Origin of the sequence: Pseudomonas putida, assembly GCF_002906855.1 — a bacterium.
Classification (GTDB): domain Bacteria; phylum Pseudomonadota; class Gammaproteobacteria; order Pseudomonadales; family Pseudomonadaceae; genus Aquipseudomonas; species Aquipseudomonas putida_N.
In genome coordinates, this window is the sequence record NZ_MINI01000038.1 from 978,872 (window position 1) to 991,589 (window position 12,718).

7 protein-coding genes are annotated in these 12,718 nt (G+C 64.1%); 6 read left to right on the forward strand and 1 reads right to left on the reverse strand.

All coding sequences use genetic code 11. The features are described 5' to 3' along the window. Window positions 1–289: 289 nt before the first annotated feature. The 6 genes from recC (at window position 290) to BGP85_RS17150 (ending at window position 11,967) form a co-directional block, all read left to right on the forward strand. Window positions 290–3,754, forward strand: coding sequence for an exodeoxyribonuclease V subunit gamma (recC, locus tag BGP85_RS17125; protein WP_103448967.1), 3,465 nt, complete (start codon window positions 290–292; stop codon window positions 3,752–3,754). Next, complete coding sequence (gene recB / locus BGP85_RS17130) at window positions 3,751–7,422, forward strand: exodeoxyribonuclease V subunit beta (RefSeq protein ID WP_103448969.1); 3,672 nt, start codon at window positions 3,751–3,753, stop codon at window positions 7,420–7,422. Before recC ends, recB begins: the two co-directional genes overlap by 4 nt. Next, window positions 7,419–9,494: an exodeoxyribonuclease V subunit alpha gene (gene recD / locus BGP85_RS17135; protein WP_103448971.1), complete on the forward strand. Its 2,076-nt coding sequence runs from the start codon at window positions 7,419–7,421 to the stop codon at window positions 9,492–9,494. The genes recB and recD overlap by 4 nt, the downstream gene beginning before the upstream one ends. Window positions 9,495–9,607: 113 nt before the next feature. Next, window positions 9,608–10,174, forward strand: a complete 567-nt coding sequence (locus BGP85_RS17140) for a YfiR family protein (RefSeq protein ID WP_103448972.1) — start codon at window positions 9,608–9,610, stop codon at window positions 10,172–10,174. Beyond that, the gene (locus tag BGP85_RS17145) at window positions 10,171–11,472 is read left to right on the forward strand and encodes a diguanylate cyclase domain-containing protein (protein ID WP_374755322.1); all 1,302 of its coding nucleotides are present in this window, start codon (window positions 10,171–10,173) and stop codon (window positions 11,470–11,472) included. The genes BGP85_RS17140 and BGP85_RS17145 overlap by 4 nt, the downstream gene beginning before the upstream one ends. 3 nt (window positions 11,473–11,475) lie before the next feature. Continuing rightward, window positions 11,476–11,967 carry an OmpA family protein gene (locus tag BGP85_RS17150; protein ID WP_103448974.1) on the forward strand — a complete coding sequence of 164 codons (492 nt, stop codon included), beginning with the start codon at window positions 11,476–11,478 and terminating at the stop codon, window positions 11,965–11,967. A 356-nt stretch (window positions 11,968–12,323) separates the two neighbouring features. Here BGP85_RS17150 and BGP85_RS17155 read toward each other — a convergent pair whose 3' ends face one another. After that, window positions 12,324–12,587 (reverse strand): DUF3077 domain-containing protein, encoded by a 264-nt coding sequence (locus BGP85_RS17155; protein ID WP_103448976.1) that lies wholly within the window; start codon window positions 12,585–12,587, stop codon window positions 12,324–12,326. Window positions 12,588–12,718: the final 131 nt, after the last annotated feature.

A 12,718-nucleotide genomic window follows, 5' to 3' on the forward strand; every position in this document is an offset into this window, starting at 1 on the left:
TTGAAGCTAAACGAATTTCTCGGAAAAAACTTCAAAATAAACGCTTGACACGAAATGAGGAAAGCGTAGAATGCGCGCCTCGGTTGAGACGAAAAGCTCTTAACCAAACGCTCTTTAAGATGGTAGTGTGGGGTTTCCCCATGTGAGAGTAGGTCATCGTCAAGATTCATTTCGCAAAACCCCTATCTGCGCACGCAGGTAGGGGTTTTGTCTTTTCTGGCTTTTACTCGGGGCAGCATCGGCAGCCAGCCGTGATATCGTTCCCCATTCTCTTCCCAGGGATTTCTCCATGCCCAACACCACCTCGCTGCAGCCCGGTTTCATGATCGTCCACGGCAACCGCCTGGACGACCTGCGCAGCCTGGTAGTGAGTTGGATGCGCCGTTATCCGCTGGCACCGTTGGAAAACGAAATCGCCCTGGTACAGAGCAATGGCATTGCCCAATGGCTCAAGCTGGCCCTTGCCGAAGACCCTCAGGAAGATGACATGGGTGGCTGCGGTATTGCAGCTGCCATCGATGTGCAACTGCCCGGTAGCTTCATGTGGCAGTTGTATCGCAAGGTGCTCGGGCGCGACGAAATCCCTGAAGTGTCGCTGCTCGACAAGGCACCGCTGACCTGGCGCCTGATGCGCCTGCTGCCCGCATTGATCGAGCGCCCACATTTCGAACCACTCCGCCGCTTCCTCACCGATGACAATGACCTGCGCAAGCGCTATCAGCTGGCCGAGCGCCTGGCCGACCTGTTCGACCAATACCAGGTCTACCGCGCCGACTGGCTTAAGGACTGGGCATCCGGCGAGCACATCATCAATACCGCTCGCGGTGAGCGCAAACCACTCGCTCCAGGTAACCGCTGGCAGGCCGAACTGTGGCGAGCGTTGCTCGAGGATGTCGGTGAACAGGGCATGGCGCAGAGCCGGGCAGGGGTGCATCAGCGCTTCATCGAACGCATCAACAGCCTGGAAACCGCACCCCACGGGCTCCCTTCGCGGGTCATCGTGTTTGGTATTTCTTCGTTGCCTGCCCAGGCATTGGAGGCACTTGCCGGCCTGTCCCGTTTCAGCCAGGTATTGCTCTGCGTTCATAACCCTTGCCGTCACCATTGGGCCGACATCGTTGCCGACAAGGACCTGCTACGCCACCAGTACAAGCGGCAGCAGCGCAAGCAAGGTATGCCCCTGCAAATGGACGACGAGTCGCTGCATCAACACGCCCACCCACTGCTGGCCGCCTGGGGCAAGCAAGGCCGCGATTACATCAACCTGCTGGACAGCTACGACGACCCCGGCAGCTATCAAGGCGTGTTCAGCGACGGGCGCATCGATCTGTTCAGTGAAGGCCAGCCCACCACGCTGCTGAATCAGCTGCAGGACGATATTCTCGAACTGCGTCCGCTCGCAGAAACCCGCGAACGTTGGCCTGAGGTCGACCTGACCAAGGACCGTTCCGTGCGCTTTCACGTGGCACATAGCCCACAGCGCGAAGTGGAAATCCTGCACGACCAGTTACTGGCCCGCTTCAGCGCCGACCCCACGTTGCGCCCGCGAGACGTCATCGTCATGCTCCCGGCAATCGACACCTACGCGCCGCATATCCGTGCGGTGTTTGGCCAACTGCTGCGCAACGACCCGCGCTACATTCCGTTCACCCTGACCGACCAGGGCCAGCGTGGGCGCGACCCCCTGCTGATTGCCCTTGAGCACCTGCTCAAGCTCCCGGACAGCCGCTTCGCGGTCAGTGAAGTGCTCGACCTGCTCGACGTTCCGGCGGTCCGTGCGCGTTTCGGCATCCGCGAAAGCGACCTGCCTACCCTGCACCGCTGGATCGAAGGCGCAGGCATTCGCTGGGGGTTGAACGCCGACCAGCGTGCCACCCTTGGGTTGCCCCAGGGGCTGGAGCAGAACAGTTGGCGCTTCGGTCTGCGGCGTATGCTTCTGGGTTACGCCGTGGGCATGGGAGAGGGCTGCGACGGTATCGAACCCTACGATGAAATCGGCGGCCTGGACGCCGCTTTGATCGGCCCCTTGGTCGCGCTGCTCGATGCCCTGGAAGTGGCCAACGAGGCATTGTCCCAGCCCGCCACGGCCAGCGAGTGGGGCGAACGCCTCAACGCTCTGTTACAGGTGTTCTTCCTCGCCGAGGAGCAGCACGACGAATACCTTTTGATGCAACTGCAGGAATTGCGCGATAGCTGGCTTGAAGTCTGTGAAACCGTAGGCCTGCAAGACCAGCTGCCACTCACGGTGATCCGTGAGGCCTGGCTGTCGGGCCTCGACGAAGGCAAGCTGTCCCAGCGTTTTCTCGCCGGTTCGGTGAATTTCTGCACCTTGATGCCGATGCGGGCAATTCCTTTCCGCGTCGTCTGCCTGCTGGGCATGAACGATGGCGATTACCCGCGTGCCCAGCCGCCGCTGGACTTCGACCTGATGGCCAGCGACTACCGCCCCGGTGATCGTTCGCGCCGCGAGGACGACCGTTACCTGCTGCTCGAAGCGCTGCTGTCGGCACGTGACCAGCTCTACATCAGCTGGGTGGGCCGCAGCATCCGTGATAACAGTGAGCGGCCGGCCTCGGTGCTGATCGGTCAATTGCGCGACCACCTGGCTGCTGGTTGGCGCCTGAAGGGCCATGCTGGCGGCGAGCAACTGCTGCCCGCCTTGACCCAGGAGCACCCGCTACAGCCTTTCAGCGCGCGTTATTTCCAGAAAGGCAGTGCGCTGTTCAGCTATGCCCATGAGTGGCAATTGTTGCACCAGCAAACCACCGATGACGAGCAACCCGATCTCGGCCTGCCACCTTACGTCAGCGATGAAGCGCTGACGCTGACCCAGCTGCAGGACTTCTTGCGTCACCCCGTCCGGCACTTCTTCAGCCAGCGCCTGAAAGTGTTCTTCGAAGCCCTGGAAGCGCCCACGCCAGACGAAGAGCCATTCGTCCTCGATGCCTTGCAGCGCTATAGCGCCAGCGAAAGCCTGTTGAGCGCAGCCCTGAGCGACCCTGACAATGCCGAACGGGCGCTGCAAGCCCAGGCCCGCCGCCTGCAAGCCTGCGGCATGCTACCCCTGGCGGGTTTCGGCGAACTGCTGCAAGCCGAGCTGATTCAGCCTCTGCCCGATCTACTGCAACGTCATCGCCAACTGTTGCAGCGCTGGCCAACAGTGGTCGACGGCGCGCTGCCGATCCATTTCGAGCATGCCAACCACCGTCTTGAAGGCTGGCTGGGCCGGGTCTACCAAGCCGACGATCAAAGCCTGTTGAGCATCACTACGGTGCCCAACACCATCAGCGCCGGGCGCAACAACCTCAAGTGGCACCGCCTGATCGCCAGCTGGGTGATGCACCTGGCCGCCTGCGCCGCCGGTTATCCCCTGCACAGCGCATTGCTGGCCAGTGACATCACCCTGCTGCTCGGCCCGTTGCCACAGGCTCAGGCTGCCGAACAACTGGGGCACCTGCTGGTAGCGCGCCAGGCCGCAATGAATGCGCCGCTGCCTGTCGCTGCCAAGACCGCCTTTGCCTGGCTGGCTCAGGAGGATCCGGACAAGGCCCTGGCAGCCGCCACCCGTGCCTATGAGGGAGATGGCCGTACCAGTTTCGGCGAGCGCAGCGAAAGTGTTGCCCTGGCCCGGCAGTTCCGCGATTACGCCGCGCTCAGCGCCGACGAAACCTTCGAAGGCTGGTGTGAAGCCTTGTATCGCCCCCTGTTCAGCGCTGCCTGGCAAGCCCAGGGCAATCCGGAGAGTGAAGCATGACCCAGGCCCGCCCCCTGGCACTGAGTTTTCCCCTGCATGGCAGCCAGCTGATTGAAGCCAGTGCCGGCACGGGCAAGACGTTCACCATTTCCGCGCTGTACCTGCGCCTGATCCTCGGCCACGGCGGTGAGCAAGGCTTTGGCCGCGAACTGCTGCCACCGCAGATTCTGGTGGTGACCTTCACCGATGCCGCCACCAAGGAGCTGCGCGAGCGTATTCGCGCCCGCCTTGCCGAGGCAGCGCGCTTCTTCCGCGGCGAGCTGGAAGGTGCCGACCCGCTACTGCATCAGCTGCGTGACGACTATGCCGAAGAGCACTGGCTACGTTGCGCCAATCGCCTGGAAGTCGCTGTGCAGTGGATGGATGAAGCGGCAGTGTCGACCATCCATGGCTGGTGCCAGCGCATGCTTCGTGAGCATGCCTTCGACAGTGGAAGCCTGTTTACCCAGAGCCTGGAAACCGACCACAGCGACCTGCTCGGCCAGGTCATGCGCGATTACTGGCGGCGCTTCTGCTATGGCATGCACGGCGAAGCGCTGAACTGGGTGCGCAGCCATTGGGTCAGCCCCGATGCCCTGCTGCCGCGCATCCGCACGTTGTTCGGTTGTGTGCGTGCACAGCAGGACGAAGCGGAGCCGCAAGCGCTGATCGATACCGCGCTGCAACAGCGGGTCGAGCAGTTGCGCCAACTCAAGGCACCGTGGGTGCGATGGGCGGACGAGCTGCAGCAGATCTGCCGCGACGCCGTGGCCGCGAAACAGGCCGATGGCCGCAAACTGCAGGCGCGCTACTTTGAGCCCTGGTTCGAGAAACTGCGAACCTGGGCCGGTGATGAACAAGAGGTGGAGCTCGACCTGGGCACCGGCTTTACCCGGCTGACCCCAGCGGGGATGGCTGAAGCCTGGAAAGCCGGTGATCCGCCCGACCATCCGGCCTTTCATGCCATGCAGAACCTGCAGCAACAGCTGCAGGCCCTGGTCAGCCCGGAAGCGCGCATGCTCGAACACGCAGCGGCCTGGGTTGCGGCGCGCTTCGAGGTGGAAAAACGCCGGCGTGCCGAAATGGGCTTCGACGATATGTTGCTGCGTCTGCAACATGCCTTGGGCACGGAATCGGGTGAGCGCCTGGCGGCGCTGATTCGTGAGCAATTCCCTGTGGCGTTGATCGATGAGTTCCAGGACACCGACCCAGTCCAGTACGGCATCTTCGAAAGCATCTATCGCATCAGCGAGAATCACCCGGAAACTGGCCTGTTCATGATCGGCGACCCCAAACAGGCGATCTACGCCTTCCGTGGCGCCGATATCTACACCTACCTGTCGGCCCGGCGTGCCACTGCCGGCCGCCTGCACAGCCTGGACACCAACTACCGCTCCAGCCAGGCAATGGTCGCGGCGGTCAACCAGGTGTTCCTGCAGGCCGAAGCCCGCGCGCAGGGCAAGGGGGCCTTCCTGTTCCGCGAAGCCGACGACAACCCGTTGCCCTTCGTCGAGGTCCGTGCCAAGGGCCGCAGCGAGCGCCTGCTGATCGATGGCGAGGCGTGTGCAGCGTTGCAATGCTGGCAGCTGGAAAGCGAAGAGCCGGTATCCAGCACGCTCTACCGGCAGCAGCTGGCCGCCAGCTGCGCGAGCCACATCGTTGCCGTGTTGAATGGCGGCCAGCGTGGGGTGACCGGCTTCAGCGATGACCAAGGCGAGCTGCGCCCGTGCCAGCCTTCGGACATCGCCATCCTGGTGCGTGATGGCCATGAAGCGCAACTGGTGCGTAGCGAGCTTGCCGCCCGTGATGTGCGCAGCGTGTATCTTTCCGACAAGGATTCGGTGTTTGCCGCCCAAGAGGCCCATGACTTGCTGGCCTGGCTCAAGGCCTGCGCCGAACCGGATTCCGAGCGCCTGCTCAAGGCCGCACTGGCCAGCCTGACCCTGGAGCTATCGCTGGCTGAACTGGACCAGCTGAACCAGGACGAGCGGGTGTGGGAGGGCTGGGTCATGCGCTTCCGTCGCTACCGCGAAATCTGGCAGCGCCAGGGTGTGCTGCCCATGCTGCGGCACTTGCTGCACGACTTCGAGCTGCCGCGCATGCTGATCGGCCGCACGGATGGCGAACGCGTGCTGACCAACCTGCTGCACCTCGCAGAATTGCTGCAGCAGGCAGCCGGCGAGCTGGACGGTGAGCAGGCGTTGATCCGTCACCTGGCCGAGCACCTGGCCAACGCCGGCCAAGTGGGCGAAGAGCAGATCCTGCGCCTTGAAAGTGACGAGCAGCTGGTCAAGGTGGTGACTATCCACAAGTCCAAGGGCCTGGAATACCCCTTGGTCTACCTGCCGTTCATCTGCACCAGCAAGCCGGTGGACGGCAGCCGCCTGCCATTGACCTGGCACGACAGCCAAGGCAATGCACAACTGACGCTGAGCCCCGATGCCGCGCAGATCGCCCTGGCCGACGAGGAGCGCCTGGCTGAAGACCTGCGCCTGCTCTATGTGGCCCTGACGCGTGCCCAGCACGCCTGCTGGCTGGGTGTTGCCGACCTCAAGCGTGGCAACCAGAAGAGCTCGCAGCTGCACCGCTCGGCGCTTGGCTACCTGCTCGGTGGCGGCCTGGCCCTGCCTGGCTCGGAGCACCTCAAGGCGTGGCTGCAGAGCTTGCGGGCAGGCTGCGCGAATATTGCCTGCCCGGCCCTGCCGCAAGCCTGCGATGAGCACTACCGCGCATCCCAGGCCGAGCATGAGCTGTTACCCGCTCGCAAGCCACGCCGGGCTGCCGCCGAGCACTGGTGGATCGCGTCTTACAGTGCCTTGCGCGTTGGCGAACAGACCCTCGGGGCCGACAGCTCTCAGGCCCAGCAACTGCTCGATGATGAAGTGGCCGATACCCAGCTGATCCGCGAAGTGCCTGCCGACGGGGGCGACATCCATCGCTTCCCCCGCGGCCCCAACCCGGGCACCTTCCTCCACGGGCTGCTGGAGTGGGCCGGCCGTGAAGGCTTTGCCGAAGTCGCCGGCAACCCCAAGCTCATCGAGCGTACCGTTGGCCAGCGTTGCAACCGCCGCGACTGGGCCGGCTGGATACCGACACTCAGCCAATGGCTGCAGCGCCTGCTCAACGAGCCCATGCCGGCCGGTGCTTCGCAGCTGACGCTTGGGCAATTGCAGCATTACCAGATCGAGATGGAGTTCTGGTTCGCCAGCCACAACGTCGACGCCGAGCAGCTCGACCGCCTGGTGGCCCGGCATACCCACCCCGGTACAGTACGCCCGGCTGCGCAGCCGACCCTGCTCAACGGCATGTTCAAAGGTTTCATCGACCTGGCCTACGAGCTCGACGGGCGCTATTACGTGGCGGACTACAAGTCCAACTGGCTCGGCCCGGATATCCAGGCCTACGACACCCAGGCCATGGAAAAAGCCATCCTCGAACACCGCTACGACCTGCAGTACGTGCTCTACTTGCTGGCCTTGCATCGCCAGTTGCGCGCACGGCTGCCGGATTACGATTACGACCACCATATCGGCGGTGCCCTGTTCATCTTCCTGCGCGGCGCCAGCAGCAGTGGCCACGGTGTGTACTTCGCCAAGCCGCCACGCGCGCTGATCGAGGCCCTCGATGCGCTGTTCCGTGGCGTGCACGCGCCCGAGCAGCAGGACCTGTTTGCCGGAGCCGTGACATGAGCCGAACCCTCGACGATCTCTTGCCTACGCCACTGCACGCTGAGCACCTGCTGGCCCTGGCCCCCCAGCACAACAGTGCGGACCTCGTGCAGTTGCTCGATCGCTGGGTCGAGCGGGGCTGGCTGCGTGCGCTCGACCGGGCGTTCGTCAGTTTTCTTGAAGAGCGAGCCCCAGGCAGTGACCCGTTGCTGTTGCTGGCGGCAGCCCTGGCCAGCCATCAGCTGGGCCACGGGCATGTCTGCCTCGACCTGCAGCAGACCCTCGCCGAGCCTGATTTCGCGCTGTCACTGCCGCCGGAAGGCGATGCCTTGACCGGCCCGTTGCTGTTGCCCTCGCAGCTGCTGGCCAACCTAGGCTTGCCCACCTGGCTGCAGCGTATAGCTGCCAGCCCGCTGGTGGCTGCCGGCGATACGCCGGGCCAGCACGCGCGCCCGCTGGTACTCAGCGGCCAGCGCCTGTACTTGCGTCGCTACTGGAGCTACGAGCGGCAGATCGACCAGACCCTGCGCCAACGCCTGAATCAGGACGAAGCGGCCTCGGCCGACCTGCCCGCGCGCCTGGCGCAGCTGTTCGACGAAAGTGCCCTGGCAGGTCAGGTGGACTGGCAGAAACTCGCCTGCGCCTTGGCCACCCGCGCAGGCTTCAGCATCATCACTGGCGGCCCCGGTACCGGCAAGACCACCACGGTGGTGCGCTTGCTGGCGCTGCTGCAGGCGCCTGCGGTAGAGCAGGGCAGGCCGCTGCGCATTCGCCTGGCCGCGCCGACCGGCAAGGCTGCAGCACGCCTGACCGAATCCATCGGCCAGCAGGTTGAACGGTTGCAAGTGAGTGCCGATGTGCGCGGGCAGATTCCCACCGACGTCAGCACCGTTCACCGCCTGCTCGGCAGCCGCCCCGGCTCGCGGCACTTCCGTCACCATGCCGGCAACCCGCTGCCGCTGGATGTGTTGGTGGTCGACGAAGCGTCAATGATCGACCTGGAGATGATGGCCAACCTGCTTCAGGCTATGCCGCCCAAGGCGCGGCTGATTCTGCTGGGGGACAAGGACCAGCTGGCCTCGGTAGAGGCTGGCGCTGTGCTCGGTGACCTGTGCCGGGATGCCGAGGAGGGGTGCTATTCGCCCGCGACCCAGGCCTGGCTGGAACAGCTCGGTGGCCAATCGCTGGCCGCCAGTGGCCTGAAAGTTGGCGATGCCCAACGCAATCCGTTGGCCCAGCAGGTGGTGATGCTGCGCTTCTCGAGGCGCTTTGGTGAAGGCAGTGGCATCGGCCAGCTGGCGCGCCTGGTCAATCGCCAGGAGGCCCAGGCGGCGCGGGACCTGCTGAGCATGCCGCCAGCAGACGTGTTCGGCCTGGCGCTGCGCGGCGAGCAGGATCGGGCCTTTGATCGCCTGATTCTCGACGGCCTCAACCGCGGTAATGAAGGGCCTCAGGGCTATCGCAGCTATCTGCGTGCCATTGGCCGCTATCGCCCGGCACCGGGTACTGCATTCGACGATCCGCGCTGGGAGCAGTGGGCCGGCAGGGTGCTGCACAGTTTCGAAGACTTCCAGCTGCTGTGCGCTGTGCGCAAAGGGGCCTGGGGGGTCGAAGGCCTCAACGAGCGGGTGGCGCGCGTGCTGCACAATGCCGGGCTGATCGACAGCCAGCAGCCGTGGTATGAGGGCCGCCCGGTGCTGGTCACGCGCAACGACTATGGCTTGGGCTTGATGAACGGTGACATCGGCATCGCCCTGCGCCTGCCAGACGAGCAAGGTGAAGCGTTGCTGCGGGTGGCCTTCCCGCGCAACGACGGCAGTGGTGGGGTGCGCTTCGTCCTGCCCAGCCGCCTCAACGAGGTGGAAACCGTTTACGCCATGACCGTTCACAAGTCCCAGGGCTCAGAGTTCAGCCACACCGCGCTGGTGCTGCCGGATGCACTCAACCCGGTGCTGACCAAGGAACTGGTGTACACCGGCATCACCCGGGCCAAGCATTGCTTCAGTCTGATCGAGCCGCGCCAGGGCATTTTCGAGGAAGCGGTGCTGCGCAAGGTACGGCGTATTTCCGGCCTGATGCTTGAGCAAGTCTGACCGGGGGCTTGTGACTGACCCTATGGGAGCGGGCAATCCCGTTCCTACAGATAGCCAGCGTTGTGCTATCGTTGCGCCGACTTCAGACAGGTTTTTTTTGAGAGAATTCTCACATGACAGGCGCCAGGGAGCGGTTGACAGGCTGTGCGCTTTCGCTGCTGCTAGTTGCCCTGTCGCTATTGGCCAGCCCTGCCCAGGCGGATGGTTCGGTCACCTCCGCACAGGCCCAGCAGCGTGCCAGGGCGGTGACCCAGGTGGTCCTGGGTATCCTCAGCTATGCGCGCTGGCCGACCGAGCCAGTACCCTTGCGCCTGTGCCTGGTCGGCCCTACCGAATACGCCGACGACCTGATCAAGGGCAGTCTGCAGAACTCCGGCCAACCCTTGCAGGTACGCCGCCTGCTGGCCGACGACCGACAGGTCGCCCAAGCCTGCGACGCCGTGTACATCGGCAAGCTCGACGATGCCCAGCGTGATCGTCTGTTTCAGGCCATCACTGGCCAGCCGGTACTGAGCATCAGCGAAGCCGACGACCCGTGCACGGTCGGTAGCCTGTTCTGCCTGCGCGTCGGCGATCAGCAGGTGGCTTTCGAGGTAAACCTCGATTCCGTGGCGCGTTCCGGCGTGCGTATCCACCCCAGTGTGCTGCAGCTGTCACGGCGTCGCGGAGCTATGCCATGAAAAGCCCGGCCATGAACAGCTCAGCCAGCAAGGCCGACAAGAAGCGCGGCGTGCGCCCGACCTTGCGCTCGGTGCTCGGCCGTGGCCACCTCAGCGTGGCCGTGATGGCGGTGGGCCTGGCCGGTATCTCGCTGACGCTGCTCGGCGTGTTGGCTCTGCGTGTATACGCCAACCACAACCTCCACCTGATTGCCCGTTCGATCAACTACACCGTCGAAGCTGCCGTGGTGTTCGACGACAGCGCTGCGGCCAATGAGGCACTGGAACTGATCGCCAAGACCGAAGAAGTGGCGGACGCCAAGGTCTTCAACAACGACGGGGAGCAGTTGGCACATTGGCAGCGCGGCGATGAAGGGGTGCTCGGGCGCCTTGAGGCGCAAGTGGCGACGACCTTGCTGGATGAGCCGATCAACCTGCCAATCCTGCACCAGCAACAAAAGGTCGGGCATATCGAGCTGATCGGCCAGGGCCGCAGCCTGCTGCTGTTCCTGCTCAGCGGACTGGGCGGCATCCTGTTCTGCACGATCCTCAGTGCCTTCGTCGCCTTGTACCTGTCGCGGCGCTTGCTCGGTGACATCGTTCGGCCCCTGCGCGGCCTGGCCAGCGTGGCCCATGCCGCCCGTCGCGAACGCAGTTTCGACCGCCGGGTGCCAGAGGCGCCCATTGCCGAGCTCAACGAGTTGGGCAACGACTTCAACGCGTTGCTCGATGAGCTGGAGGTCTGGCACAGCCACCTGCAGAACGAGAACGCGACCCTGGCTCACCAGGCCAGCCACGACAGCCTCACCGGCCTGCCCAACCGCGCCTTCTTCGAGGGCCGTCTCAGCCGCAGCCTACGCAACGCCGCACGGCAGCAAGACCATTTGGCGTTGCTGTTCCTCGACAGTGACCACTTCAAGCAGATCAACGACAGCCTCGGCCATGCCGTGGGCGACGAAGTGCTGATCAACATCGCCGACCGCGTGCGTGCGCAGCTGCGCGAGCACGACCTGGTGGCCCGCCTGGGCGGTGACGAGTTCGCTGTATTGTTGACCCCGCTGCACGCTCGCGAGGACGCCGAACGCATCGCCGAGAAGATCATCGCCAGCATGCAGTTGCCGATGCTGCTCGAGGGCGGCGAAAGCCTCACCACGTCGCTCAGTGTCGGCATCGCCTATTACCCGGATGATGGCAGCGACCCTGCCAGCCTCCTCAATGCCGCCGATGCGGCGATGTACCAGGCCAAGCGCAAGCGTCGTGGCCAGTGGCAAGCGGCGCAGACGGAACGGTCCGCCGCCGATTTCAGGAACAGGAGTTGAACCGTGATACAGCGTTTGCGTTTTTCGTTCGTCCTGATGTTGCTGGCTATGCTGGCGTTGACTGGGTGCCAGAGCACGCCCCCAAAAGGGCTGACCGCCGAGCAGATTGCCGTGCTCAAGCGTGAAGGCTTTGCCCCCACCGACGAGGGCTGGGCGTTCGACCTGTCGGGCAAGGTGCTGTTCGGCAGCGACCTGGACAGGCTCAATGGCCCGAGCCAGGCGATCGTCGAGCGGATCGGCAAGGCCTTGCTGGGCGTGGGTATTCAGCGTTTGCGGGTTGATGGCCATGCCGATGCCTCGGGCAAAGCGGCGTACAACCAGCAGCTGTCCGAGCGACGGGCGCAGAGTGTGGCCAACGCGTTGATCGACGTTGGCATGCTGGCGCAGAACATCCGTACCCGTGGGCTGGGCAGCACGCAGCCGGTGGCGGACAACCGCACCAGCGCCGGGCGGACCGAGAACCGCCGGGTGTCGATTGTGGTGGCGTCTTATTGACATAGCTGCAAAGAATGCAGCGAGGTGTAGCTGACAGGTGCCTGCCTTGTGGCTTTCGGCGCCTATGAGACCGAGCGCCGCCCGCGCGGCGCATCGCGAGCTGCGCTCGCTCCTACGTTTGTTTCGGGCCAGTAACACCTGGGACAGGCGCGCGCGACCGCCTTGTAGGTACGACGCGGTGTCGCGCCATGCACTAAGGCGTTCGCGCGCAAATCCCGCAGGAGTATTTGGCCCGAAACAAACGTAGGAGCGAGCGCAGATCGCGATGCGCCGCGCGGGCGGCGCTCGATCTGATAGGCGCTGCACATCTGTCGGCGAACACCTGGTGGCCGTGATGCGCTATCAGGCCAGGCCCATCAACGCCTCATACCCATCTCCGCATCATCCATCAGCGCCTTGGCCATCGCGCTCAGGTAGTGCGAAGCCCAGATCATCATCGGTTTCTCTTCCATCAAGCCGAGGATGGTCAGCTCGCGCACATAGCCCATCAATTCCGAGGCCTGCTCGCGGGCGTCGCGGCAAGGGATACCGGGTTCGATGCGGAACAGCGGGTGGGTCTGGTTTTCACCTTGGAAGAAGGTGGTCTTGCCGACGGTGCATTGGGTGTCGTCTGTGGGCATTGTTCATCTCCTTGAAATTTCCACCATCATCAGGATCTACGCCGGTGACTTGGGCTGCAGCAGCAACGCCTGATGCACCACTGTCGTCGCGCACAGCGCTTAGTCGGTGGCCTGGATCAGGGTGTCTTCAA